General features: G+C 69.0%; 22 protein-coding genes and 1 pseudogene. 7 read left to right on the top strand and 16 right to left on the bottom strand.

Features of this window, described 5'->3' with window-relative positions:
* Positions 1-125: 125 nt before the first annotated feature.
* Together IF29_RS0133390 and IF29_RS48100 are read right to left on the bottom strand one after the other, a co-directional pair.
* Entirely contained in the window at positions 126-1,241 is a 1,116-nt protein-coding gene (locus IF29_RS0133390) for a recombinase family protein (protein WP_198037629.1), read from the bottom strand.
* Positions 1,242-1,270: 29 nt separating this feature from the next.
* Positions 1,271-1,969, bottom strand: coding sequence for an AAA family ATPase (locus tag IF29_RS48100; protein WP_232242705.1), 699 nt, complete (start codon positions 1,967-1,969; stop codon positions 1,271-1,273).
* A 446-nt stretch (positions 1,970-2,415) separates the two neighbouring features.
* On the opposite strand from IF29_RS48100, the gene IF29_RS0133380 reads away from it, so the two are divergent.
* A complete protein-coding gene (locus IF29_RS0133380) occupies positions 2,416-3,033 on the top strand; it encodes a hypothetical protein (protein ID WP_030263011.1) in 618 nt (205 codons plus the stop codon).
* A gap of 212 nt (positions 3,034-3,245) precedes the next feature.
* On the opposite strand, the gene IF29_RS0133375 is transcribed toward IF29_RS0133380, so the two are convergent.
* The 3 genes from IF29_RS0133375 to IF29_RS0133365 all read right to left on the bottom strand — a co-directional run bounded on the left by IF29_RS0133375 (position 3,246) and on the right by IF29_RS0133365 (position 9,221).
* The gene (locus IF29_RS0133375) at positions 3,246-5,687 is read right to left on the bottom strand and encodes a glycosyl hydrolase family 95 catalytic domain-containing protein (protein WP_380524670.1); all 2,442 of its coding nucleotides are present in this window, start codon (positions 5,685-5,687) and stop codon (positions 3,246-3,248) included.
* Between the two features lie 130 nt (positions 5,688-5,817).
* Positions 5,818-7,698 (bottom strand): alpha-galactosidase D, encoded by a 1,881-nt coding sequence (locus tag IF29_RS0133370; RefSeq protein WP_030263006.1) that lies wholly within the window; start codon positions 7,696-7,698, stop codon positions 5,818-5,820.
* 341 nt (positions 7,699-8,039) lie between these two features.
* Positions 8,040-9,221 (bottom strand): ROK family transcriptional regulator, encoded by a 1,182-nt coding sequence (locus IF29_RS0133365; RefSeq protein WP_030263003.1) that lies wholly within the window; start codon positions 9,219-9,221, stop codon positions 8,040-8,042.
* 433 nt (positions 9,222-9,654) lie between these two features.
* Between IF29_RS0133365 and IF29_RS0133360 the strand changes: the two genes are divergently transcribed.
* Positions 9,655-9,993, top strand: a complete 339-nt coding sequence (locus IF29_RS0133360; protein ID WP_030263001.1) for a hypothetical protein — start codon at positions 9,655-9,657, stop codon at positions 9,991-9,993.
* A 178-nt stretch (positions 9,994-10,171) separates the two neighbouring features.
* On the opposite strand, the gene IF29_RS45450 is transcribed toward IF29_RS0133360, so the two are convergent.
* Together IF29_RS45450 and adhP are read right to left on the bottom strand one after the other, a co-directional pair.
* Positions 10,172-12,043 carry a PAS domain S-box protein gene (locus tag IF29_RS45450; RefSeq protein WP_084715358.1) on the bottom strand — a complete coding sequence of 624 codons (1,872 nt, stop codon included), beginning with the start codon at positions 12,041-12,043 and terminating at the stop codon, positions 10,172-10,174.
* A gap of 174 nt (positions 12,044-12,217) precedes the next feature.
* Positions 12,218-13,231: an alcohol dehydrogenase AdhP gene (gene adhP, locus IF29_RS0133345; protein ID WP_030262999.1), complete on the bottom strand. Its 1,014-nt coding sequence runs from the start codon at positions 13,229-13,231 to the stop codon at positions 12,218-12,220.
* A gap of 314 nt (positions 13,232-13,545) precedes the next feature.
* Here adhP and IF29_RS0133340 point away from each other — a divergent pair, with 314 nt between their 5' ends.
* Entirely contained in the window at positions 13,546-14,337 is a 792-nt protein-coding gene (locus IF29_RS0133340; protein WP_030262996.1) for a VOC family protein, read from the top strand.
* A gap of 57 nt (positions 14,338-14,394) precedes the next feature.
* Here IF29_RS0133340 and IF29_RS0133335 read toward each other — a convergent pair.
* The 3 genes and pseudogenes from IF29_RS0133335 to IF29_RS0133325 all read right to left on the bottom strand — a co-directional run.
* Positions 14,395-15,201, bottom strand: a pseudogene (locus IF29_RS0133335) (aldo/keto reductase); the annotation flags it as partial.
* 142 nt (positions 15,202-15,343) lie between these two features.
* Entirely contained in the window at positions 15,344-16,234 is an 891-nt protein-coding gene (locus IF29_RS0133330) for an MBL fold metallo-hydrolase (RefSeq protein WP_232242710.1), read from the bottom strand.
* Between the two features lie 89 nt (positions 16,235-16,323).
* On the bottom strand, positions 16,324-17,820 hold the full coding sequence (locus IF29_RS0133325; RefSeq protein WP_051726350.1) for an MFS transporter: 1,497 nt from the start codon (positions 17,818-17,820) through the stop codon (positions 16,324-16,326).
* 84 nt (positions 17,821-17,904) lie between these two features.
* Here IF29_RS0133325 and IF29_RS0133320 point away from each other — a divergent pair, with 84 nt between their 5' ends.
* Positions 17,905-18,324 (top strand): winged helix-turn-helix transcriptional regulator, encoded by a 420-nt coding sequence (locus tag IF29_RS0133320; protein WP_030262985.1) that lies wholly within the window; start codon positions 17,905-17,907, stop codon positions 18,322-18,324.
* A 372-nt stretch (positions 18,325-18,696) separates the two neighbouring features.
* On the opposite strand, the gene IF29_RS0133315 is transcribed toward IF29_RS0133320, so the two are convergent.
* The 6 genes from IF29_RS0133315 to IF29_RS0133290 all read right to left on the bottom strand — a co-directional run bounded on the left by IF29_RS0133315 (position 18,697) and on the right by IF29_RS0133290 (position 23,090).
* Positions 18,697-19,152 (bottom strand): hypothetical protein, encoded by a 456-nt coding sequence (locus IF29_RS0133315; protein ID WP_051726349.1) that lies wholly within the window; start codon positions 19,150-19,152, stop codon positions 18,697-18,699.
* A 98-nt stretch (positions 19,153-19,250) separates the two neighbouring features.
* Positions 19,251-19,436, bottom strand: a complete 186-nt coding sequence (locus IF29_RS45445; RefSeq protein ID WP_198037628.1) for an Lsr2 family DNA-binding protein — start codon at positions 19,434-19,436, stop codon at positions 19,251-19,253.
* Positions 19,437-19,500: 64 nt separating this feature from the next.
* Positions 19,501-20,064, bottom strand: coding sequence for a DinB family protein (locus IF29_RS0133305; RefSeq protein WP_030262980.1), 564 nt, complete (start codon positions 20,062-20,064; stop codon positions 19,501-19,503).
* Positions 20,065-20,272: 208 nt separating this feature from the next.
* The gene (locus IF29_RS0133300) at positions 20,273-20,878 is read right to left on the bottom strand and encodes a hypothetical protein (protein ID WP_157624049.1); all 606 of its coding nucleotides are present in this window, start codon (positions 20,876-20,878) and stop codon (positions 20,273-20,275) included.
* Positions 20,879-21,159: 281 nt separating this feature from the next.
* Positions 21,160-21,861, bottom strand: a complete 702-nt coding sequence (locus IF29_RS0133295) for a response regulator transcription factor (RefSeq protein WP_037597520.1) — start codon at positions 21,859-21,861, stop codon at positions 21,160-21,162.
* Positions 21,858-23,090: a sensor histidine kinase gene (locus IF29_RS0133290; protein ID WP_051726348.1), complete on the bottom strand. Its 1,233-nt coding sequence runs from the start codon at positions 23,088-23,090 to the stop codon at positions 21,858-21,860. The genes IF29_RS0133295 and IF29_RS0133290 overlap by 4 nt, the downstream gene beginning before the upstream one ends.
* Before the next feature lie 278 nt (positions 23,091-23,368).
* On the opposite strand from IF29_RS0133290, the gene IF29_RS0133285 reads away from it, so the two are divergent.
* The 3 genes from IF29_RS0133285 to IF29_RS0133275 all read left to right on the top strand — a co-directional run bounded on the left by IF29_RS0133285 (position 23,369) and on the right by IF29_RS0133275 (position 25,877).
* A complete protein-coding gene (locus tag IF29_RS0133285) occupies positions 23,369-24,142 on the top strand; it encodes an ABC transporter ATP-binding protein (RefSeq protein ID WP_030262968.1) in 774 nt (257 codons plus the stop codon).
* Between the two features lie 19 nt (positions 24,143-24,161).
* A complete protein-coding gene (locus IF29_RS0133280) occupies positions 24,162-24,902 on the top strand; it encodes an ABC transporter permease (RefSeq protein ID WP_030262965.1) in 741 nt (246 codons plus the stop codon).
* Between the two features lie 150 nt (positions 24,903-25,052).
* Entirely contained in the window at positions 25,053-25,877 is an 825-nt protein-coding gene (locus IF29_RS0133275; RefSeq protein WP_030262960.1) for a MerR family transcriptional regulator, read from the top strand.
* Positions 25,878-25,882: the final 5 nt, after the last annotated feature.

The raw sequence follows: 25,882 nt of genomic DNA, 5'->3' as shown, positions 1-25,882 counted from the left end.
GTACATTCCTCGCACCCAGTTGGGAAAATAAGCTGCGGCTTGGATGACCTGCGCGTGCGCCGAGTTGGATCGTCGGACGTCTCTTGGCCGGACCCAGCCCCAGCGATTTCGATTTGCGCACAAGTCTAGGACGACCCATTCCAGACTGCGTGGCACGAACGGTACTCCTGGTGCGTGTCCTGCTCCGAAGCCAGTGCTCGCGCTACCTCCGGCGAGTCGAGCCGGTAGAGCACGGCCTCAGTCACAAACTCGTCCAGCGCGGCCGCGTCGCGGAACACTTTGCCGCAACCAATCTGCCGCGCGTGGTTGTCGAGTCCCTTGCAGCGGTAGCGGCGTTGACTCGTACCGTTGTCCCGCTTCCTTGCTTGCCCGTACATCGCGGTCCCACAGGGGTCGCCAGAGGCCAGTACTCCGCCGCATCGAGCGAGACCACTCAGAAGGTACTTGCGGCCGTTAGAGAGGCCGTGAGCCCACGGCTGGGTGTGTTGCTGGAACCGCGCCATCATGAGCTCGTACTCAGCCCGTGTGATGACGCCGGGCCACTCCGCGCGGTACTCCCCCGTTTGGTGCTCCCGGGTACCGCGCTTCTCGGGGTCACTGTCGTCGTAGATGACGTAGCGCTTCTTCGCGAACATGCGCTTGAGGTTGCCTACGGTCCAGAGCGCACCCTCTGCCGTCAGCGACCCTCGGTCGTTCAGCCGGCGGACCATGGCGGTCTGACTCTCCCCGCCAATGAGGCGCCGCACGCCTTCCTCGTACTCTTCGATTTCGGAGTCCCGAAGAGTGACACCATCCTTCTCGTAGCCGTAGGGGCGGCCACCGCCATGGAACTTCCCAGCCTCAGCACGCTGGAGAGCGGCGCGCGCCACTCGTTCAGCAGTCTCCTCGGCCTCGCCCGCATCCTTGGCGGCCAAGATGCGGGCTATCATCCGGCCGCTGGCGGTATTGAGGTCGAAGTCAGGCGACGCCACGTAGAAGAACAGCGTGCCGTGTGCCTCGGCCAACTCGATGAGGTCTTCGTTTTCGCGCGGCTTACGCGTGATGCGGCTGGTTGTGTACGCCAGCACCACCTTGAGGAACCCCGTGCTCGCGTCCCCAAGAAGCCGTTGGTAGTCCTTCCGCTTCCGCTTCGTCCTGGTGCTGGCGCTGATGTCGTTGTCCTTGTAGACGCCGACCACGCGCACTCCCAACCTGTCGGCGAGACGTCGACAGTCTTCTTCTTGCTTCTTCTTGCCGCTCAACGCCCAGCTCACGACCCTCGCGGTCGTCGCTAATGCGGAGGTAGATTCCGGCTGGCTGGCCCTTTGCCTGGGTTCGCACGTTTGTTCGTATCCCTTATGCCCGCATTGTGCTGGATACGTAGTTGTGTTGTCAAATCGGCGACTGCACTGTGTCCGATAGCGAGCCTGGCCGCGATTCTGCGGTCACGCTCCTCAAAGATCAGGGCGTCCGCCGCTTCAGGATCCGCTTCGGCGGGTGAGGTGTCGAAGAGTTCCGCGCGGATCTCGTCGCTGGACACCACGGCGTCCTTGTCGATCTGCCGACCTGCGATCAGTGCCCGAACGAAGCTGGTCTTGCCCGAAGCCGGCGGTCCGACGAGGACGACCAGGCCTGCCGGCACCCGGATCAGCCCGTCGATGCCCGGTGCGAAAGCCTTGAGGTAGAGGTAACCGGCGCAGTCGAGGGCTTCTTCAGGGGATCCGGCGGGAAGTCCGTTGGGCAGGATGCTGTCCCGGTAGCTGTCAGTGCTCTCCAGGTAAAGAGCGAAGCCCCAGGTGTGCAGCACGCCGGTGAACCGCAGGCGGCACAGCGGAATGGCCCGCTCGCCGAGCAACTCGGCTTCCACGTAGGCGAATCCGGCGCGGAATCGGACCGTGATGGCGTCCACGTACGGCCAGCGCTCGCGGGCGTGACGGTTCAGGCGCTGGCGCAGGTGCTGCTGCATCGATTCCGGCGGGTTCTTCGGCACGGCCTCATACTGCCGGGTGACAGCCTTCGGCACATGCCTCGACGCCACCGGCTTCGACGCCGACGGAACAAAGCTGCAGCTCTTCGGTCCGGCATGACCGCTGTGCACTACCGCGGTCCTTCAGACCTTCGCAAAGCGCTGGTACCGATCCTTGAACGATGGAGTCAGCCGTCACTGACACAGCCCCGTGACCGACCTGATCAGTCAGGGCCGGATCCAACAAACTCGACCTGGGAGATGCTCCATAAAAGGGCAGGTCGGCCTGGATCACTACCAGGTGAGGCACTGGACTTATGGGACCACCTGCTGCACTGGTCGACCTGGCGGCGCCGGCACCAGGCCCGGGCCCGACGCAGCCACTACCGGCACCGACTCGCCGACAGCGCATAGTTCCCAGCGAATCCAGTCCACCCGCGAACCACGAGAGGGATCACTAGGCTGGGCTGATGATGCGCGATCTGATCGCCGCGTTCAGCACCGCCACGCGGGACCGGATGACCGGTGCCGAGTGGCGCAAGCGCACCGGCGACATCTACACCCACGACCTCGGCGACGGTTTCCACGCCTGGGTCGGACTCAACCGCGCCTCGAAGCAGTACCCGCTGAAGATCAACCCAGTGGTCGGCCTGCGCTACGACCCCCTCGAACGACTCCTCGCCGACATCACTGGGGCCAGGTCCCAGACGGCGGCCACGATCGCTCAATCGGTCGGCTACCTCACCCCCGGCAACAGCTTTCTGCAACTACAGGTCACCGAACCGGATGACGCGGGACGGGTCGCGGACGAGCTGCACGACCTCGTTGAGACCTACGGCCTGCCGTTCGCCCGGCAACACGCCAACACAGACGCACTGCTGACCGCCCTTCGAGCAGGCGGAAACGTGCCCAATCCCGACCGAGCCAGGCTTCTCATCCCAGCCCTTCACTTTCTGCGCGGGGCCACGGACGAGACCCGCGCAGGCCTCGCACAAGGACTCGCCCACTACGGGCAGAACACAAGCATGCCGGTCGTCGCTGAGTACCACCGATTCGCCAATGCCCTGACCACACGCCTGCCGGCATGAATCAGTGGCGCCCACCGCCCACAGACCCTGATCATCAGGCTCTCGGCCCGCGCCGACGGGCAACCCGCAACGCAGGGAGAGTCGGTACCGATTGCTGCCGGTGCTGCGTCCGCTGCGCGCGGAGACTGGCCTGCCGCTCCGTCCTGCCCGCGAGCCCGTCCGGGCTCGCGGGCACCCTGGCGGGGGCCGGTTCCTGTGTTTCCCCAGCCTCTTCAGAGGTTCCGCAGCGTGACGGACTGACCGGTCCTGACGCTGATCTGTCGCGAACTCCCGTTGCAGACGAGCGTCGTGGAACTGCCGCCGACGCTCTTCAGGGTGACCTGGGTGACCTTGCCGTTCTTCCAGCTCAGGTCGGCGACGAAGCCGCCGCGGACGCCCACACCGGATATCGAGCCGGCGGCCGCCCAGGCCGCGGGCAGCGCGGGCAGCAGCTCGACGTGTCCCGGCCGCGAGTAGAGCAGCATCTCGATGATCGCGGCGGCCGTGCCGAAGTTCGACTCGATCTGGAAGATGCCGTCGCCCTGCGAGACCTCGTAGATGTCGAAGAGGTTCTGCGCGCTGCCGTTGCCCCCGTTCACCGACGGCTTGAGGTTGTTGACGACCTCCTGGTACGCCTTCTCCGAGTCTTTCAGCCGCGACCAGCACAGGCTGCGCCAGGCCTGGGCCCAGCCGAAGCTGGTCATGCCGCGTGCGGTCAGCAGCGCGGTCGCGCCGGCGAGGATGTCCTTGGGCGTGGAGTCGTCCGGGCGGATCCGGTCGCCGGGGAACAGGCCGATGAGCGGGGAGAGGTGGCGGTGCGTGGTCTCGCCGAGGTTGTCGGGCGACATCCACTCCTCCAGCCAGCCGCTGGTGGGGCTGACCACGGGCAGGTACAGGCGGGCCCGCAGACCGTCGATGGTGGCGCGGTAGGCGGCGTCCCTGCCGAGCTCCGTGGTGGCGGTGTGGTAGTTGCCGAAGAGGTTCCACACCAGTTCCTGGGCATAGGTGATGCCCTTGGCGTCGAGCGGGCCCTGTTCGGGCGACCAGTCGCTGTCGTTGATCAGGACCTCGCGGGAGGCGCCGGAGGCGTCGGTGACGGTCGTGGTGATGAGGCGGGCCTCCCAGAACTGCACGGCGCCCTTGAGGAGCGGGTAGATCTTCTCCAGGTACGCGCGGTCCTGAGTGAACTCGTAGTGCTCGAACAGGCTCAGGCACAGCCAGGCGTTGCCGGCCGGGTGCCACCACCAGCCGCCGCCTCCGTAGGGGTTGGTGGAGATGGCCACCGTCCAGCCGGCGATCTTGCCGCTGGAGTTGCGGTACCGGTTGGTCGGGGTGTTGAACAGTCGCTGGGTGAGGTCCGACCAGTCGGGCAGCTGCGCGAGGCAGTAGTCGGTGAGGGCGTCGAACTGGTTGGACAGGCCGACCCGGTCGGTGGCCCAGTAGTTCATCTGGATGTTGATGTCGGTGTGGTAGTCGCCCATCCAGTCCGGGTCGTTGCCGTCCAGCCATCCGCCCTGGAGGCCCATCGGCAGGCTGCCGGCCCGCGATCCGGAGATCATGAGATAGCGGCTGAACTGCAGGTAGGCGGCCTCGAGCTCCGGGTCGGGGACGTTGTCGCGCCAGCGCGCCTGCAACCGGTCCCAGGTGTCCAGTTCGCGTTGCGCGGCCGAGGAGGCGCCGAGGTCGATGTCCAGTTGACCGGACAGCGGGAGGAAGTCGGCGACGTGGGTGTGCAGCAGGGTGTTCGCTGAGTGGCGGGCCGCGGCCAGGACCTTGGTCCTGGCGAGGGCCTGCGGGTCCACGGACGGGTTGCGGTATCCGGCGGCCGAGTCGGGCGCGTAGTCGGTGCCGCCGCTGACCACGACGGTGAGGTCCTTGCAGCCGCTGAAGGTGATCGTCGTACCGTTGACGAGGACCTTGCCGGTGCTGCTGTAGGCGGTCGTGGCGGCGCCGTACTTCAGGCCGTTGCCGAGCGTGGCGCCGAACGAGGCGTAGCGTCCGGCGCTGTCGGCGGTGGTGGTCTCGCTGTGGGTGCCGGCGAGGGTGATGGTGCCGGTGTAGGTGCCGCCGCCGTGCTGGGAGAAGTACAGGACGATGGAGTCGTCGGGGCGGCTGGCGAAGATCTGCCGTTGGTAGGTGACGCCGGAGATGTCGTACGTGGCACCGACCAGGCCCTGGGCCAGGTCGAGGGTGCGGCGGTAGTTGTTGACGTTGCCCAGGTCGTGGTCGGGGATGGCGACGGTGAGCTGGGCCAGCAGGGTGAGTGAGCCGAAGTCGTCCCGGCCGTAGGGGAACTGGCCGTCGTCGGTGAGCGAGTCGTTGAGGCCGCCGGTCCACAGCGAGGCGTCTGTGATCATCAGGAGTTCGCTGGAGGGGTCGTTGCTCGCGAGCGCGGAGAGGCGTCCGTTGCCGACCGGCAGGCCCTGGTTGATCATCGAGTTGGCGGAGCCGGGGGCCTGCCACCACAGCTGGTTCTTCGCAGCGTCGGCCGCGGACAGCAGGGGCGATGCGGTGGGGCGCTGCGGGGCGGCCGAGGCGGTGAAGGCGGGCAGGCCACCGAGCGCGACGGCGGCGCCGGTGCCGGCGGCGAGCGCCAGAAAGCCCCTGCGGTTGGGGCGGTGGATCTCTGCCGGCTGTTGTCCGGGGCGGCTGTCGGGGGCTTCGGTGCGTTGGATGTTCACGGTGCTGACTCCCTGTTCGGGGAAACGGCGGATGCCAAGACGACGGCTGCGGGCGGTGCGGGTGGGGCCCGGTTCCCGCGGGGCCCGGGTGGTGCGGGCCGGGCCCCGCGGGGGTCACTGGACGTCAGGAGGACTGCGGAACGGCGATCTTGTCGATGTCGGGTCCGTATCCGGTGCCGCTGTCGAAGGTGATGGTGTTGGTCCCCGCCTTCAGGGCCAGCTGGACGCTGATCGTCTGAGGTGTGCCCCAGTCGCCCGTGGAGGGGAAGGGCACGCTGGTGCCGTTGCCGTTGTTGGAGTAGATGGTCATCGCGCGCGGGTCGCCGCTGACGTAGGCGACGTCGATGTCGTAGATCCCGGCCTTCTTCACCGTGATGTCGTTGAAGGTCAGCTTGCCGCCGAGGTAGAGGTTGCCGACCTTCTTGCCGCCGGAGCAGGCGTCGCACCCGGCCACCGAGGCGTTGCCCGCCAGGGTGTTGTCGGCGGCCTCGGCCTCGTAGCTCGTGGTCGTCAGCGGGGCGCCGGCGGGCTTGATGGTGAACAGGCGCGAGCCGTGTGCGGGCAGCGCCTCGGTGATCTTGCTCTTGTACGTTCCCAGGTTCGACTTGTTCCACAGGTCGCGCACGGAGGCGTTGCCGGTGAATCCGAGGGCGGCCCAGTCGGCGGTGACCGATGCCGGCGAGGTGCCCAGGTTGAACAGGGCGACGGTGTAGCTCCCGTCGGCATTCTTGGTGCCCCAGACCTGCTGGTCGCCCGTCGGGGTGATCGGACGCGCGACGGGTGAGGTGTTCTGGTCGACGGCGATGACTTCCTTGTTGGTCAGCAGCGAGAGCCCGTAGCTGTCCAGTTTGGTGAGGTCGTCACCGGTGAACAGCGGCGACTTGTTGATGGCCCACAGGGTCATGTAGCTCTGCCGCTCGGCGTTGGTGAGGCCGTCCATCTGACCGTTGCCGACATCGAGCGAGTCGAGGTCGTTCCAGCCGCCGGGGCCCGCCTTGTTGCTCCATGCGGGGGCGTCGGTCCACCGGTCGTTGACCGAGTTCTCCCAGGTGACCAGTGTGCCGCAGTAGCACTCGACATCGGTGTCGATGCGCCAGCCGTTGGAGTACTGCTTCCAGTCGGCGGCGTTGGCGATGCTGAGCGACCAGGAGATCTCCAGATGGATCGGGCGCCCGGTTGCGGCGATGGCCTTGTTCCAGGCGGCGACGTCGGCGACGTTGTCGTAGTTGTCACCGGACTTGCCCGAGCCCGGTCCCACGCCGTCCAGCTTGAGGAAGTCGTATCCCCAGTCGGCGAGTTCCTGCGCCTGCGAGTCGACGAACTTCTGCGCGCACGGGTTGTCGAAGTTCAGCTTGTACGCGCTGTCCCAGCCGTTGGTGGTGCGCAGGTCCGGGTAGACGATGTCGGCGGTGGTGCAGCCGGGCGCGTTGTAGATCGGCACCGTGCCGCCGCCGTACGCGCCCTTCTCCAGGCCCACCGGCAGGTAGATGCCGGCCTTGAGGCCCTTGGAGTGGATGTGGTCGGCTACCGCTTTCATGCCGTCGGGGAAGCGCGTCGGGTCGGGTGTCTGCCGTCCGTACTGGTCGTACTCGGGCGTCCAGCTGTTGTCCATCCACCAGCCGGCGTCGATGTTGACGTAGTCGTAACCGGCGCTCTTCAGCGTGGTGGCCAGCGCGTCCGTCTGCTTCAGGACGTTCGCCTCGGTGAGGTAGCTGTAGTTGCCGTCCGGGTTCAGTCCGGGGTAGCTGGAGGACTGCATGCTCCAGCTGGACCAGCCCATGTACGGCGTGTCGGCGACGCCGGAGGTGGCGCTCGCCGGGGTCGCGGGGGCGATGGAGGGGGCGGCGGGGGCTGTGGCAGCGGAGGGCTCGGTGTTCGCATGGGCGGCGCCGCTGACGGCGGTGGCGAAGCCGACGGTGACGGCGAGGGCCAGGGTGGCTCTGGTGGTGCGGCGCCAGGCGCCGGCCGGGATTCTGGACAGGGGTGAGTGCGAGGATGACCGCATGGGTCGAACCTCCAGTGGTGGTGGGGGCATGCGGGGGGAATCGGGCAGGGGCAGGTGCGTTCCGGTCGCCGGGGGCGACCGTCAGGGCCGTTCGGGCAGGCGGCTCAGCCCTTGCCCGAACCGATGGTGGGGCTGCTGGTGAACTGACGCCGGAGCGTGGACCGGATCAGCAGCGTGGGGATCGGGTCACGGGGGCGCCGACCGCGATGAGGTCCGGGTCGGGGATGTGCTCCGGCGTCCCGCCGGGCAGTGCCTCCGACACCGAACAGCGCCGAAGCACCGCTCGGCGCCGAGGGCCGGGCCTAAGTGGGTTCGACGGGTGCGGCTCTGCGGCGTCATTGCTACTCCTCGTAGGTGTCTGATCCGATGAAGGACTGGATGGCGGTGGCCGCGGCCCCGCGCGCCCACTCTTCGAATGGCAGCGGACGCGTCATCACATCGCTCTGTGCGGCGCTGCCGAAGGCGGACGCGGCGAAAGCGTCGCGGATGCCTTCGGCGAACAGGTCGTAGGCAGCGAGTCCTTCGCCCGAGATGATCACTCGCTGCGGACCGAAGAGGTTCACCACCGAGCCGATGGCCTGGCCGATGGCCTGGCCGGCCCGCGCGTACACCTCGCGTGCCCCCAGGTCGCCGCTGCGGGCCAGTTCCAGCGCTTCGGCTGCGGTGGCCACGGGCTTGCCGGTGGCCTCACGAACTCCGCGCAGGATCGCCGGATCCGCCGCGATGGCCTCGACGCATCCGTTGTTGCCGCAGTAACAGCACGGACCGAGCGGGTCGATGGACACATGTCCGATCTCGCCGGTCACCCCGTGCGCTCCCGACACCACCCGATCGTGCACCACCAGGCCACAGCCGATGCCGGCGCCCACGGTCACCAGGGCGAAGCTGGACAGACCCACTCCGGCTCCGAACCACTGCTCGGCGACGGTGAGCGCCCGTACGTCGTTGTCGACCGTGACCGGCAATCCGGTGGCAGCGCCGATGATCTCGGCGAGCCGCACGTCCCGCCACTGCAGGAAGGGCGAGTAGCGCACGACGCCGTCCTCCCGGTCGACATCGCCCGAGACGGCGATGCCCAGACCACGCACCGGTGCACCGAATCCCTCTGCCTCCGTGAGGAGTTCCAGCACCAGCTCGGCGATCGAGGCGAGCACTGCCCCCGGCTGACGGTCCGCCAGTGCGAGGTGGCGGACGACCCGGATGCGGCAGCACAGATCGGCCAGGACGGCGATGATCTCGTCGCCGGTGACTTTGACTCCGACGAAGAACGCCTTGCCGCCGTCCACCCGCACGGGAATGGCCGGACGCCCGAGAGCGGACCGTGTGCCCTGGTTCGGGTCCTCGATCACATAGCCCAACTCCATCAGGGGGCGCACTGCCTTGGTGACTGCGGCCGCGGACAGCCTGGTCCGCCGCGCTATCTCGGCCCGGGTGAGCGGACCGTGGGAGAGCACGGTGGTGAAGACCAGGGAAGCGGCCGGCGTGGTCGCCAGAGCCGCCTCACGAGCAGAGGCCGAGGGCATGGCCGGAAACCTAAGGTGGTTCTTTTCCGCTGTCAATGAAGATGACGTAGCCCTTTTGAAGATCATGGAAAGCTGGCGCTGAAGCTACGAAGCCCAGCCAGGATACGGGTCTTGACAGTCATTCAAAGGCACGCTTGGCTGCTGTGCATCACCCGCCTCCAGAGGGCGGATCCGGGGAAGGGGGCCGCACTGCCTGGAGGTTCACGGTCGACGGCGGCAGGGTGAGCCGCTTCGAGACCGGGCAGGCATAACGGGCTCGCTCGATCAGCCCAGGAGCCCCGGATCCACGACGGCCGAGCAGCTGGTTGTGACGCAGGTCTCCCATCTGCCCGGCCCGGGGATGTCACGCGGCTGGTCGCTGCCTTGTCCTCTATGCGGAAGCCCTGATCGAGGATCTTCCCCTTCGTCCGCTCACGACAGAGAGTTCACTGGCATGGAGACCCTTCGGTACGTGTTCCTCGTCTTCCACCTCTTCGGCTTCGCCGCGATCCTGGGCGGGCTGTTCTACCAGTTGCGGGGCAAGGACCCGGTGACCGGCGGCTACATGGTCACCAGCGCGGGCGTCCAACTGGTCACCGGCGCCGGGCTGATATGGGTCCGCATGTCGTTGGACCTGCCGGTGATCGACGCGAAGATGTGGGTGAAGCTGGCCCTGGACGCCCTGGTGGCGGCGATCGCGCTGGTGGGCATGCGCAACCGGAAGGCCTGGCCCTTCTACGGCGTCGGCACGTCCACAGCCGCCGCAGTCGTCGTGGCAGTGGCCTGGACGTAGTAGCCGGGGATCCGTGGCGGTGCAGTCCGCTGTGACGACGTGCGAACAGCAGGCACTGCACCTCGATGACCCGGCTCCCGGTGTTGCCGTACTCGGTTGTCGCGGTCCCGCATCCCAGCCGCCCGGCTGGAAGCCCGACGCGCCGCCGTCGGTGCCGAGCCACCGCTCTGAACCCGCGTCAGCCCACTGGTGCGGGGAGCGGCAGCGAGAACCAGACCGCCTTGCCCTCACCGGTGGGCAGCGTGCCCCAGTCCGAGGCGAGCGAGTCCACCAGGGCCAGTCCGCGGCCCGACTCCTCCTCAGGTCCGGCCGACCTGGCGTGCGGCAGCACCGGGCTGCCGTCGCAGACCTCGACGCTGAGTTCCGCCCCGGCCTGGCGCAGCCGCAGCCGCAGTGGGCCGCAGGCATGCCGGACCGCGTTGGACAGCAGTTCCGAGGCCAGCAGGCAGGCGGTGTCCGCGAGTTCCTGGCAGTCCCACTCCTCCAGGGTGCGGCGCAGGAAGCGACGCCCGGCGCCGACACTCTGCGGTTCCACCGCCAGCGTCGCTGAGACCGCGGTGACCGGGGCGCAGGGGATACGGACCAGCAGCAGTGTCACATCGTCGGCGTAGTCCTTCGGGTCGGGCAGCAGGGCCGCGAGCACCGAGTCCGCCGCCGCCTCCAGCCCCGGAGTGTCCGCCACCGCCTTCTCCAGCGCGAGACCCAGGGCCTTGACCTGAAGCTCGATGTCACTGACGGGTGTCTCCACCAGGCCGTCGGTGTACAGGGCCAGAACCGACCCGGGGAGCACCGGCAGCACGGTTTCCTGGTGCGGCACCTCGCCGACCCCCAGCGGGACGCTGACCGGCACCGGCAGCTCGCGCGCACGGCCGTCCGGGTCGACCAGCAGCAGTGGCAGGTGGCCGGCCGAGCACACGGTCAGCCGGCCCTGGTCGGGGTCCAGGACCAGGTAGCAGCAGGTCACCAGCTGGTCGGGGAGTTCGCTGACCACCGCGTCCAGGGCGCGCATCAGCTGCCAGGGCGGCATGCCCGTCTTGGCCAGCGCGTGCGAGGCCGAACGCAGCTGGCCCATCACGGCGGCGGCCTCCAGACCGCGGCCCATCACGTCGCCGATCAGGATCCCGACCCGGCCCCCGCCCAGGGCGATCAGGTCGAACCAGTCCCCGCCGACGCCGGCGCCCTGGCGAGCGGGAAAGTAGCGGCTGGAGGTGTCCATCCCGGGCAGCGGGGCCGGTGAGCCCATCAGACTGCGCTGCAGGGTCAGTGCCACGTGCCGCTGCTGCTCGTAGAGCTCGGCCAGCTTCGTCTCGACCAGTTTGCGCGTGCTGACGTCCCGGATGGCGGCGGAGACCAGGGTCCCGTCAGGGGTCTCCAGGGGGCTGAGGCTGATCTCGACGGGGAACTCGGCGCCGTCCTTGCGCAGCCCGTACAGCTCCAGGCCCGCGCCCATCGGACGGACCCGGCGGTTGTCGACGTAGCCGTGCCGGTGGCCGGGATGGTGCCGGTGGAACCGCTCGGGCACCAGCACCTCCACCTGCCGTCCGAGCAGTTCCTCGCGCCCGTAGCCGAACAGCGTCTCGGTCTGGGCGTTGACGAGCTGGATGGTGCCGGCGTCGTCCACGATCACCATGGCGTCGGGGGCGGCCTCCAGGAGTCCGCGGAAGCGCTCCTCGGCCGACTTGCGCTCGCTGACGTCACGGACCGCGGCCGAGATCAGCAGCCCGTCGGGGGTCTCCAGCGGACTGAGGCTGATCTCGACCGGGAACTCGGCGCCGTCCTTGCGCAGCCCGTACAGCTCCAGGCCCGCACCCATCGGACGGACCTGCTGGTTCACCGAGTAGCCGAACCGGTGGGCGGGGTGCTGGGCGCGGAAACGCTGCGGCACCAGGATCTCGATCGGCCGACCGAGCAGTTCCTGCCGCGGATAGCCGAACAGGGCCTCTGTCTGGGCATTGACCAGCCGTATCACGCCGCTGTCGTCCACGATCACCATGGCGTCGGGGGCCGCTTCCAGCAGGGCTCGGAACGGCTCCTCGGTGGTGGTCGTCATGGTGCTGCCGCCTTGTGGTCGACCGACGCTGCGTGCAGGACATCCCAGCACGAACCGGACCACACCTCTGCGGTTTGTCGCCAACCTGACCGGGACCGACCGTTTGCGATCGGCAGGTCAGCGATCCGGGGCAGGTGGGGGTGGTCCTGCCCCGTGCTTCCAGCCCCCTGCCGGTCAGCGCAGGTCGAAGACCAGCCGTGCGGACACCTTGCCCGCCAGGACCTCCTCGAAGCAGGCGTTCACGTCCTCCAGGCGGCGGCTCTCACGGATCACCCGGGTGCGGCCCATGGCATGCAGCGCGAACACCTCGGCCAGGTCCTGACGGGTGCCGACGATGGAACCCACCACGGAAGTACCGTTGAGGACGGTGTCGAAGACCGGCAGTTCCAGCGTCCCACCGGCTGGAAGGGCTACCAGGACCAGGGTGCCCCCGCGGCGCAGCGCGGCGTAGGCGGCCCGGAACGAGTCGTTGCTGACGGCCAGGGAGACCGCGGCGTGGGCGCCCCCGAGTTTGGCCGCCTCCGCGGCCACGTCCTGCCGCCGGGCGTCGATCACGTGGTCGGCGCCCAGATCGCGGGCGAGTGCCAGCTTCTCGTCGGTGACGTCGACCGCGATGGTCTCCGCCCCGGCGATTCGGGCGTACTGCAGCGCGAGGTGGCCCAGTCCGCCGATGCCCGAGATCAGGACCCGGGTGCCCGGACGCGCCCCGGAGACCTTCACGGCCTTGTACGTGGTGACGCCCGCGCAGGTGAGCGGGGCGGCGTCGAGCGGGTGCAGCCCCTCGGGCACCTTGACCACGTAGTCACCGTGGGCCAGCGCGTACTGGGCGTAGCCGCCGTCGACGGAGTAGCCGCTGTTGTGCTGCGCCAGGCACAGGGTCTCCCAGCCGGACAGGCACTGGTCGCAGTGCCCGCAGGCATCGGCGAGCCACGGAATGGCAACCCGGTCGCCGACCTGGACGAAGCGGACCTGTTCGCCGACCGCCTCGACGATGCCCACGCCCTCGTGACCGGGGACGAACGGCGGCGTGGGTTTGACCGGCCAGTCGCCGCGTGCGGCGTGGATGTCGGTGTGGCACAGACCGCACGCCTCGATCCGCACCCGCACCTGCTGCGGCGCGGGCTCGGGCAACGGCCGGTCCTCGATGACCAGCGGGGCAGTGAAGTCCCTGACGACTGCGGCTTTCACGACTTCTCCCAACGGCGGCAAGCGGGGCGAACCGGGGTCGCCATGAGCGATTTCCGGTTCCTTTCTCCCATCCAGGCAGCGCCGGCACCCCACCATGGGGGCCGAACGGCCCAAGCCCGCCTGCTGCCCGGCCCTGTCGGAACAGGCACCCTTGACCGCTGGCCGCATAGCGGCGGCCCGTCCCCCAGCCGCTGTCGGGCCAGTCTCCGGTGATCCGGATGGCGCCCTCGGCGCAGCACGAGGAGAGTGATTCGGGAGGACGCGAACGCGCCCCGGCACCGCGCCCGGGACAGATCACCGCTGGGAGACGTCACATGTCTGAAGTCACCGGTCCGTACGAACCGGGCACACCGTGCTGGATCGACCTGATGACCCCGGACCAGCAGGCCGCGCTGGACTTCTACCGGGACCTGTTCGGCTGGCAGGGCGAGATCGGCTCCGAGGAGTTCGGCGGCTACTCGGTGTGCACGCTCAAGGGCAAGTCGGTCGCAGGCGTCATGAAGTCGATGCCCATGGGCGACCAGCCCCCGCCGCCCACCGCCTGGACCACTTACTTCTCCAGCGCGGACGCCGACGCCACCCAGGCCGCGATCTCCGCGAACGGCGGCACGGTCATCTCCCCGGTCATGGACGTGGGCACGATCGGCCGGATGCTGATCGCCGCGGACCCGCAGGGCGCGGTGTTCGGCGTGTGGCAGCCGCTGGAGTTCCCCGGAGCCCAGATCGTCAACGAGCCCGGTGCACTGGTCTGGAACCAGCTCAGCACTCCGGACCCCGAGGCCGCCGGAACCTTCTACCAGGCGGCGCTGGGCCTGGTGGCCGGCCCGATGCCGGAGATGCCGGAGTTCACCGGGCTCATGGTCAAGGGCCGTGTCATCGGCGGCGTACAGGGCATGGAGAACCTCCCGGCCGGAGTCCCGCCGCACTGGCTCGTGAACTTCGCCGTCGACGACACCGACAGCACGGTCGACGCGCTGGTGCGGGCCGGAGGTTCGGTGATGGCTCCGGCGTTCGACATGGAGAAGGTCGGCCGGATGGCGGTCCTCCAGGACCCGCAGGGCGCTGCGTTCGCCGTCGTTTCCCTGAGCGCACCAGTACCTTCCTGACCCGCTCACCCTGCCTCCGCTGCGCGGCGGGCCCGCAGTGATCACCCAGGTCCCGGTTCAGCCCCAGATGTCGGCGCTGCCTTCGGCCACCGTGTACTTGTCGATCTCGGCCAGTTCCTCCGCCGACAGCGGAGCGCCGTGCACCGCCGCCAGGTTGTCCTCGAGCTGTGCCACCGAGGAGGCGCCGATCAGCGCGGAAGTCAGTCTCGGGTCGCGCAGCACCCAGGTCAGCGCGAGCTGGGCCAGCGACTGTCCACGGCGGCGGGCGATCTCGTTGAGCGCACGCAGCCGGGCCAAGTTGTCCTCGGTGAGCAAGCCCGGCTTCAGCGACTTGCCTGCCGCCGCCCGCGAGTCGGCCGGCAGGCCGTTCAGGTATCGATCGGTCAGCAGCCCCTGGGCCAGCGGGGTGAAGCCGATGCAGCCGGCGCCCGCCGCCTCCAGGGTGTCCAGCAACCCGTCCTCCTCGATCCAGCGGTTCACCATCGAGTAGGAGGGCTGGTGGATCAGCAGCGGTACGCCCATCTCGTGCAGCAGCCGCGTCGCATCCCGGGTCTGCGAGGCGCTGTAGGAGGAGATGCCGACGTACAGCGCCTTGCCCTGCCGCACCGCAGCCGCCAGCGCACCCATGGTCTCCTCCAGCGGGGTGTCCGGGTCCGGGTAGTGCGAGTAGTAGATGTCGACGTAGTCCAGACCCATCCGGATCAACGACTGGTCCAGGCTGGCCAGCATGTACTTGCGCGAGCCCCGCTCGCCGTACGGGCCCGGCCACATGGGGTGCCCGGCCTTGGTCGAGATCACCAGTTCGTCCCGGTACGGGCGGAAGTCCTGGGCGAGGTGGCGGCCGAAGTCGGTCTCCGCCGCACCTACGGACTGAATAGGGGTCGACTTCTTTTGACCGCGAGCTGATGAGCGTGCAGGAATATTCGAGTCAATTCCTCGCGTGGCCCCGAGAGGCAAGGGCGATCGGCGCCGCCCCTTGACTGCACGCCCGCCCGGCCCGGCTGCGCTACGAGCCGCTTTCCTCCACGAAGCGCAGGTAGCGCTCCGCGGAGCGTTGCACTGCGGCCGCCCCGTCGGTGCTGACCACGCGCCCCCAGAACGCACCGTAGATGCGCTCGAAGGCGAAGGGTTCGACCAGCGCGAGCGCGCGGCGGATGGTGCTCGGCCGCTCCGGAATGAAGTTGGGGATGCTGTACATGAAGCTGACCCAGCGCCGGTCCATCACCACCATGAAGATGTCGCCGCTGAACAGCGCGCCGCGACCTTCCGGATCGTCAGCCCAGTGCAGCACGGTGCCACCGGCGAAGTGCGTGCCCGCGTTGATCAGCGTCATGCCAGGTGCGATCCGGTGGGTGTCGCCCGTCCAGTACTCGATCACCGGATCGGGCCGTGCGACCCAGTCACGGTCCGCGGCATGGACGTACACGGGAGCGTCGAAGGCCCGGCCCCACTCGGTCATCACGCCGTAGAAGTGCGGATGACTGACGGCGATCGCGCTGATCCCGCCCAGGTCCTGGATCTCGGCGGCGAGGTCGTCGTCGAGGTAGCCCACGCAGTCCCACAGCACGTTGCCGGACGGTGAGCGGATCAGCAGGGCGCGCTGGCCGACGGCCACCGACGGCACCGCACCCACCCCGATCACACCGGGTCCCTCCTCATCGAGCCGACCGCGACGGCCGCCGGCGCGCAACTCGGCCAGCGTCGTCCACTGTTGGCCGCCCCAACCGACGTACTGCCGCTCGTCCAGGCAGATCGGGCAATCAGCGCGCGGTGCCCCGTACTGCACGCCGCACGTACTGCAGATCGGAAGCTGCACACCCGTGACCGACGCGACCGGCTTCAAAGACGACACCAGAACCCACCCCTCCATCAACTCACCACGTGACGACACCTGCACCGACGTCAACAGCCGACTCTGCCAGGCCTCTTCCCGGGACCCACCCCGACACGACAGTCCACTGACGCAGGTGGTCAGGAGGTCCGCAGCTACGCATTGGTCTGCGGGGCCGGGATCCCGGCCTCCTCCGCGTCCGGGGCGTCGGCGTCGGCGGGTCCGGGCTGGGCGGCGGCCTCGGGGGTGCGCAGGACTGCTGCAGCGAGCACGATGCCGAGCACCATGAGCGCGGCGGCGACGAGGTATGCCAGCCGGTAGCCGTCGGTCACCGCCTCGGCGGCGCTCTTGCCGTCGCGGAGCAGGGAGTCGCTGCGCGAGCCAGCGAGCGCGGCGAGGACCGCGACGCCGAGCGCGCCGCCGACCTGCTGCGTGGTGTTGACAAGGCCGGAGGCCAGGCCCGAGTCGGCGGGCGTGGCACCGGACATGGCGAGCCCGATGACAGCGGGCAGTGCGAGGCCGGCGCCTACCCCGAGCAGGATCACCGAGGGCAGGACGTCCACCGCGTAGGAGGCGTCCACCGGGAGCCGGCCGAGGAGCGCGAGGGCGATGGTCGTGGCGACCATGCCTGCCACCAGCACGGCGCGGGGCCCGAAGCGGGTGATCAGCTTGGCCGAGCAGCCGAGCGAGATCACGGCGATCACGATGGGTCCTGGCAGATAGGCCAGGCCGGTCCTGGCGGAGCTGTAGCCGGCTACGGACTGCAGGTACAGGGCGAGCAGGAACTGGAAGCCGAAGAGGCCTGCCACGAAGAGGACCATGACCGCGTTGGAGCCGGAGGTGTAGCGCGAGCGGAAGATCCGCAGTGGCAGCAGCGGGGTGCGCGCCCGGGCCTGGCGCCAGACGAACCCGATGAGCAGTGCGGTCGCGAGGCCGCCGAAGCCGAGCGTCCGGGCGGAGCCGATGCCGTCGCTCTCGATCCTGTTGATCGAGTACACGAACAGCATCAGGCCCGAGGTCACCAGGAGCGCGCCGACCAGGTCCGCACCGGCCCTGATGCCGAGTCCCCGGTCCGGGGCGAAGATCCGGAGGGCGGCGATGAGGATGACCGCGCCGATAGGCACGTTGATGAAGAAGATGGAGTTCCAGCCGGCCGCTTCGGTGAGGACGCCGCCGGCGATGACGCCGATGGATCCGCCGGCCGCGGCGACGAAGCTGAAGATGCCGATCGCCTTGGCGGTCTCACGGGGTCGAGGGAACATCGTGACGATCATGCCCAGGGTCACCGCGCTGGCCATGGCTCCGCCGACGCCCTGGATGAACCGGGCAGCGATCAGTACTCCCTGGGTCGTGGCGAGAGCGCACAGCAGAGAGGCGGCGGTGAACAGGGCGATGCCGCTCAGGAAGAGTCGCTTGCGACCCAACAGGTCGCCGAGCCGGCCCGAGATCAGCAGCAGGCCGCCGAACGCGATCATGTAGGCATTGACGAGCCAGGCGAGGTTCGACTGCGAGAAGTCCAGTTCCCTGCCGATCGTGGGCAGTGCCACGGTGACGACGCTGCCGTCCAGGACGATCATCAGCGTCCCGGCGCAGAGTGTGTACAGCGCCAGCCAGCTCCTGCGGTCGGCCGGGGCAGCGGTATCGACAGCCATGGACAGCCCTCTTTCCCTTGGGGAACGACTTGTTACAGGCCTCATCTTTTGTGACTATGAAGTCGCATGGAAGGAGGCACTTTTGTGTCCCAGAGGAACAGCGCTGTGACCGTCGAGGTCAAGGCGGCGCCGAGCGGCGAACACGATCCGGTGGCGTGCACCGTGCTGCAGGTTCTGGACCGGGTCAGCGGCAAGTGGGCCATCGGGATCCTGCTGGAGTGCGCGCACGGGCCGCGGCGCTTCACCGAGCTGGAGCGGGCGGTGAAGGGGATCAGCCGACGCATGCTGACGCTCACGCTGCGCAACCTGGAGCGGGACGGCCTGCTGACCAGGACGGTGTACCCGACCGTGCCGCCCAAGGTGGAGTACACGGCCACGCCGATGGCGCTGGAGCTCTACGAGTCGCTGGTGTCGCTCGCCTCCTGGGCGGAACGCCACCGCTCCGAGATCGCCGACGCGCGCAGCGCATACGACCACAGCTCCGCTCCCGACCCGACGCTCTGAACGGGTCGGCCCGGCAGTCTGTCCTTCATTACTGCCTACCGAGCCGCCCACCCCTACGACGCCAGCGGCGCCGACCCCACCGCACGGCTCACGCTCGATGTCGCCGCCGGCGCCCGCTACCTGATCGCCCTGGACCAGTACGCCACCGCAAAGTGACCACTGACCCGCCCAACACCTGCCAGGGCGGCGTCGGCGTCGGCTCCAGCACCTACAGCATCCCTGTCCCGATGCCCGCGCTACGCCAGAGCTGACACAGCGTAGGAACCCCGGGCAGGTCGGCATTGGGTGAGGAGCCCCGCCCTCCACCGTGGGTGGGCGGGGTGAACCCTGACGGACAGGCTCAACGCCTCGGGGGCGTTTTGGCAATCCGCGTCAGTACCGGGCGGCGATCTGCCTCAGACGGCAACCGGCGGCCTGCTCCAGGACAGCGATCTCGGCGTCGTCGGCATAGGTCCGATCAAGCTCCCGCACCTCGATCACGAAGCGCGCGAAACCGGCCGGCTGTCGGTATGCCAGATCGTTCAACGAGGTGGCGGAACCGCAGCACTCGGTCGACACGGACAGGTCGCCAAAACAGGTCTCAGCCGCGGTGTCCATCCGTTCCTCCCACCAGGAGGTGTCGATGGCCGCGCCGCAGTGAGGGCACGAGATGTCCTCGAACCACTCTCCTGGATCGACGAATCCGATGGTCCCGCGGTCGCCTGTTGTCACCTCGGCGCATCGGGTCTCAAACAGCTGGCGAGCGGTTGCTTCGACCTGTTCCGCGCGTATACCGTCCGGCGTCCAGTCCGGCAGATCCGCAATAATGCGGAGGTATTCGGAACTCATATCAGATTCCCTTCGAATACGGCCCGTCGAAGCTGCCACCGGAGAGCTTCACGGCTCAGTCATTACTGCTGTCCCCAGCCGCCTTGTTTTCCTGGGTATCACCCGTTGGCGGCTCGGTACTTCTCTATGACCTCGCCAGGTATGCGCCCACGTGGGGCTACCTCGATACCCTGCGCCGCGGCCCAGGCGCGCACCTCGATGGGGTTCGGTCGATCTCCCCCCGCTACTACGGACGCACTTGGATGATCAGGTCCTCGTCGTCGTGCCTTCCGTAAGTCCGCCACTCGGCCCGGATGATCTCGTCGACGAGATCCGGGCGCCCGGTCTCGCAAAGCCCAAGGCGACCAGTCATCCTCGGCGCGGTACGGTTCCGTCCTGCCAGCGGTAGAGGTCGCGGAGCAGGGAGATCTCGGCGCCGTGGTGGATCAGCTCCCTGTTGACGTGCAGGACGATGCCCTCCATGGGAAACCGCTCGGGACCCGCCGTGGGCGGATGCGCCAGGTCGACGTCCGAGAGCTCGCGGACCCCGGCGTTCCACCGTCCGTACATCTCGTCGAGCTGCTTCAGGGCCTCATCAGCGGTGCCCGCGTAAGCGAATGCCTGGAAGTCGATGTCCGGGCCGCCGAAGTGCCATCCGACCCGATAGCCCAGGCAGGAGACGATGATGTGCGCCAGCCGCCAGGCAATCGTGGTCACCGGCGCCGGCACCGGGTCAGCGGACGCACAGTCCATCGTCCACTCCCCCGAACCTGCCGACATCGGTGCGGCCGACGTGCCGTACGGGCGGATACTCCAGCAACCGCGCACCGGCTCCCAGAAGTACTCCTCATCGGCAAGACCCTGCAGTCGCGGCCGCAGGTTCCTGTGCCAGTGCCGATCCAGCTGGTCCGCGATTCGCTCGCTTCTTGTCATTTGCGCACACTACCTACAACGGAGAGCTGGCCGCTGCGTGTACAGACACGCTCGCGGACGTAGCGGTGGCCGGTTGCCATGCCGATGCCGATGAACCCGTGCGCCGGAGGCTTCACCGCGCTGTACGGCCCACAGCAGCCAACCAGCCACCCTCACCGACAGGTTGAAAACAGCTCAGTTTCTTCCTTCGACGCCGGCCGACCAACCATCACATGCAGATGTAGTAGTGTCCGGTGGAGTAATTGCTGCCCAGGGTGACGTTCTTGGCGGACTGCGGAAGCTCGATGACTGTAGTGCCGCCGGCCGCTACCAGCCCCCACGCGTCGAACGACGAGTTGGGCTCGCTGGAACAGTTCGCCGACGAGGAGTACATCTCGTCGCTGGTCACGGCGTACTCACGAGCCGCGGGGCAAGCTCCGTTGCTGTGGCCGCACACCGAGTACTGGGTGGCGTAGATTCCCTGCGCTGCGTTCGCAAGGTCCGCCCCGACCGTGATGTTGGCGCACTGCACCACCACCCCGGAGCTGTTCTGGCAGTAGGCCTCGGCCACGGCCCAGGCGTGATAGGGGTAGGTCGCATTGCCCTGGCTGTCCTGGGCCGGTTGGGTGTACAGATCCGCGCAGACGATGGCCTGGTTGCCGTACTGGTCGCTGCCGATCTCCTCACAGTGATGGGCTCCACCGCCGACCGAGGCGTAGAGGATCGTGAAGCCGTCAACACCGGTCGCGGCGCTGGCCGGTGTGAGCTGCACGGCGGACGCGATCACCACACCGGCTACGGCAGAAACTATTCGCAGGCTTGTGCGCTTGAACATCAGAGCCTTCTCCCCTTGCTGTGACCGTCCGCCAGACGGGCATTGTCGGTAGACGGCGCAGTCTTGACGTCCACGCCAGCGGGATCGTACAGCTGGGACCCGAGGTGCTGCTGGGAAGTCGATCGACTGGTTGACCGAGCCGACTCCGGCAGGCTTGCCCTTGGGTTGATCCTCGGTGGGGGTGTCGGACGCCTTCGGAGACGTCTGAAGACTGTTCGTGATCGCCCGTCAGATGGTCGGTCAGGTCTTGGCGGGACCCTCCGGGTGCTCAGGAGCGCAGGTCACGGAGGGCGCCGAGCGGCCGGCGGCGTGCCGGCATCGGTGAGGCCGCTGCGGTGGGCGAAGACGACCAGTTGGGCACGGTCGCGGGCGCCGACCTTGACCATGGCGCGGTTGACGTGGGTTTTGACGGTGGCGGGGCTGAGCACCAGGGTCCTGGCGATCTCGTCGTTGGACAACCCGGTCGCCACGAACGCGGTGATCTGGCGTTCGCGGTCGGTGAGGGCCTCCAGCCCACGGCGGACCGCTTCGTCCTGGGGCCGCGACGGGGCAGGGGTGGCGAGGAATCGGCTGATGAGGGTCCTGGTCGCGGCCGGGGAGAGCAGAGCGTCGCCTCGGCTGACCGTGCGGATCGCCTGCAGCAGTTCCTCCGCGTCGGCGCTCTTTCCCAGGAAGCCGCTGGCGCCGGCGCGCAGTGCCTCGAAGACGTACTCGTCGATCTCGAAGGTGGTCAGGATCAGGACCTTCACCCCGGCGAGGTCGTCGTCGCCGGTGATCAGGCGGGTCGCCGCAAGGCCGTCGAGGACCGGCATGCGGATGTCCATGAGCACCAGGTCCGCCTGGGTGGTCCTGGCCAGTCGCACCGCCTCGTGGCCGTCACCGGCCACGCCGACCACCTCCAGGTCCGGCGCGGGGGCGATCAGCGCTTTGAAGCCGGTGCGGACCAGGGGTTGGTCGTCGGCGATGACGATGCGGATGGTCACGGGGCGGGCTCCTGGGCGAGGTCGAGGGGACGGCACGGCAGAGTCGCGGTCACCTGGAACCCGCCGTCCGGGCGCGGCCCGGCGGTGAACTGACCGCCCAGGGCGCAGATCCGTTCGCGCATTCCCACGATGCCGTGCCGTGCGGCGGTGGGCGGTTCGCAGGCGGCGTCGGGTCCGGCGCTCATGCCGCCTTCCCCGGGGTCCTCGACGGTGATGCGGAGCTCCTTCGGGTCGTAGGCCAAGGTCAGCCGTGCCTGACGCCTGCGCGAGTGCTTGTAGACGTTGGTGAGCGCTTCCTGGATCACGCGGTAGGCGGTGAGGTCGGACGAGGGCGCCAGCGCGAGGACGTGGCCCTGCATGCGGCAGTCGATGTCCAGCCCGGAGGCGCGCAGCGAGGCGAGCAGATCCGTGAGTGCGTCCAGTCCGGGGGCCGGAGTGGCGGTGGGCGCGACGGGGTCACCCGGTTGCCGCAGCAGGCTGATGGTGTCGCGCAGTTCGCCCAGGGCCTGGCGGCTGGCGGCCTTCACATGGGCGATGGCTTCGCGTGCCGTCGCGGCGTCAGAGTCGATCGCCTGCCCGGCGACGTTGGACTGCACGCTGATGAGCGCGAGTTGGTGGCCCACGGCGTCGTGCAGGTCGCGGGCGATCCGCAGCCGGTCCTCGGTGACCCGTCGCCGGGCGTCGCGTTCGCGCTCGACCTCCGCTCGCCGGGCGCGTTGTTCCACCTCGGCGAGGTAGGCACGGCGGTTGCGGGAGGAGTCGCCGGCGGCGATGGCCAGGCCCCCGAGGGCGGTGAAGGCCAGGTTCTCGGGACCGAGCACGGCGAACGCCGGGTGCGTCAGCATGTGCCAGGCGGCGAGCGCGACCAGTGCCAGACCTCCCAGGAGCAGGCCGCGCCGGCGCTCGACGAGGTCGGCGACGGTGTAGAGGGCGATCGAGGGGGCCAGCAGGATCAACTCGCCACGGGTACCACCGGTCTGATGCAGGAACACCTCTGCGGCCAGCGCACTCACGGCCAGGGCGACCACCGGGCGCCGGCGGCGCGCGGCCAGCACACCGCAGGCGATCACGGCGGAGACCAGCGCAATGGTGCCGTTGCCGACCGTAGCAGCGGCGTGCCCGGCGAAGGTCGTCACAGCGGTGGCGCCGAAGACCCCCAGCGCGACCGCCGCATCCGCCAGGTGCGCATGCCGGCGGGCGGCCAGACGTAGGTGGCAGATGCTGTCCATGCTCACACGATAGGCGCGCGGCCCCGCCGTGCCCTCGGCCGCGCGTGGGTGCCGCGGCTACCGCCGACGCGGTAGCCGTCGGGTCGTCTGACGCATGCGTGGTAGCAGCGGTTGCCGTGCCGGGGCGACGACAGTGCGGTGGTCGGTCCGGGACGGTGGTGGCGACGCCCGGGCCAGGTACCGGGTGTGGCGGCCGAGCCGTCAATGCCGGTGAAGGGGAGGACTCCGATGTTTCCGATGTATCCGATCGTTCCGCTGGGTTCGCGCAGGAGGCCGTCATGAGCGCCGGGATCACGGTGGACGGCCTGACGAAGCGTTACGGGCCGGTGACCGCTGTCGACCGGTTGACCTTCGAGGTCGAGCCCGGGGTGGTGACCGGGTTCCTCGGTCCGAACGGAGCGGGTAAGACCACCACGCTCCGCATGGTCCTCGGGCTGGTGACACCGACCGGGGGCCGGGCCCTGATCGACGGCCGCCGCTACGGCGACCTGGACCAGCCCCGACGCGTCGTCGGCGCGGTGCTGGAGGCGACCGGCTTCCACCCCGGCCGCCGCGGGCGCGACCACCTGCGCATCATCGCCGACGCCGCGGGCCTTCCGCGTCCTCGGATCGAGGAGGTGCTGGACCGCGTCGGTCTGACCGATGCCGCCGACCGGCGTGTCGGCGGCTACTCACTCGGTATGCGCCAGCGGCTCGGCCTGGCCGGCGCGCTGCTCGGCGACCCACGCGTGCTCGTCCTGGACGAGCCCGCGAACGGGTTGGATCCGGTCGGCATGGTCGACCTGCGGGATCTGCTCCGCGGGCTGGCCGCAGAGGGCCGCACCGTACTGATGTCCAGTCACATGCTCAGCGAGGTGGCCCAGACCGTGGACAAGGTCGTCATCGTCGCCGCAGGCAGGCTGCGCTACGCGGGCCCGCTGACCGAACTGACCGGCGCCCATGGGGAGACGCTCGAAGCCGCGTTCCTCCGGCTGACCTCCGACCCCGGCAGCGACTCGGACACCGGCCCTGACAGTGCGACCGACGCCACCGCGTCCTCCGCCCACCACTGAACGCGAGGAACGAAAAGAGATGAACAGCCTGATCAAGACCGAGGTCCTGAAACTCCGCACCATCCGCAGCCCGTGGCTGCTGCTGCTCGCCGCCCCGCTGCTGGTCACCGCAGGCATCAGCGGCATGGTGCTCTCCGGCAACAAGCCCCTCGACGCGGCCGCGCAGAGCGGGGCGCTCGCCCATGTCGGCCTGACGTCGCTGTTCACGATGGTCTTCGGGATTCTGGCCGTCGCCGGGGAGTACCGGCACCGGACCATCACCGACACCTACCTGACCACGCCCTCGCGAGGACGGGTCATCAGCGCCAAGCTCCTGGTCTACGCGGCCTTCGCCATGCTGTCCGGCCTGGTGAGCAGCCTGGTGGGCCTCGGGGTGGCGGCGGCCTGGTGGTCCGACAAGGGCGTCTCCTTCGCCTGGGGCGACACGGCGATGTGGACCACCATCGGCGGCGGGATCGTCTGGAACGCGGCGTTCGCCGCGATCGGCGTCGGCGTCGGCGCGCTCGTCCGCAGCCTGGTCGGCGCGATCGCCGTCTCGCTCGCCTGGGTCGCCCTGGTCGAGGGCATCGTCGGGCAGTTGATCGGCGGACTCGCCCGCTGGCTGCCGTTCAACGCAGGCCAGGCCCTGGGCGCCGGCACCGGGTCGATGACGACCAGTCACCTGCTGCCCCGCTGGGACGGCGGGCTCGTCCTTGCGCTCTACACCCTGGCATTCGCCGCCCTCGCCCTGACCACCAGCATGCGCCGCGACGTGTCCTGACCTCGACGATCGCCTTGGCGTCGCCCTGTCGGCGGATACTGGTCGGCGCCGCCGCTTGACCTCGCCCTTGGGGCGAAGCCCATGGTGGGGACCAAGGCCGCACGGCAAGCGTGCGGCCCGTACCCATACCGAACAGGACACCGAACTGCCATGCCTGATGACGAACTGCTGTCCAGCGGCGAGTTCTCCCGCCGCTCGCGGCTGTCGCCCAAGGCGCTGCGCCTGTACGAGCAGCAGGGTCTGCTGCTCCCCGACGAGGTCGACACGGCCAACCGGTACCGCCGCTATCGAGGCGACCAGCTGAACGACGCCCGACTGATCGTGTGGCTGCGCCGGCTGGACATGCCGCTGGGCGAGGTCGCGGCGGTGCTACGGGCCCCGGTCGCCCAGCGCGCCGAACTGCTGGCGGCCTACTGGGAGGCGGTCGAGGCCAGGTTCGCCGCGCAACGGCACCTGGCGGGGCATGTGCGTGATCTGGTGTCCGGCGGTCGTCAAGGAGGCTATGCCATGTCCCACACCGTGCTCACCCGCGAGATCCCGGCACAGATGGTGCTGACCGAGCAGCGTCACGTCACTCCCGAGGAACTGCCCGCCTGGATCGGCGCGGCCATGACCCGCCTGTACGGCGCCGCGGATGCGGTAGGGGGTGCGGTGGCGCCGGCGTTCGTCGTCTACCACGGCGAGGTCAACCACGACAGCGACGGCCCCGTCGAGGTCTGCCTCCCGGTCGACCCGAAGACCGCCGACAGCATCGATGCCGCGATGCGCGAAGAGCCGGCACACCGAGAGGCGTACGTGCGCATCGCCAAGGCCCAGGTGGCGTTCCCGCAGATCCTGTCCGCCTTCGAGGCGGTCGCCGGCTGGCTGCACGACCAGAACCTGCCGTCGGCCGGTGCACCGCGCGAGGTGTACTTCACCGACTTCATGGCCGCCGGTCCCGACGACGAGGTCTGCGACATCGCCTTCCCCATGTGAACTCG

Origin of the sequence: Streptacidiphilus jeojiense (assembly GCF_000719095.1) — a bacterium.
GTDB classification, from domain to species: domain Bacteria; phylum Actinomycetota; class Actinomycetes; order Streptomycetales; family Streptomycetaceae; genus Streptacidiphilus; species Streptacidiphilus jeojiensis.
Note: the sequence above shows the minus strand (reverse complement) of the source record. Positions and strands in the feature narration are given on the sequence as shown.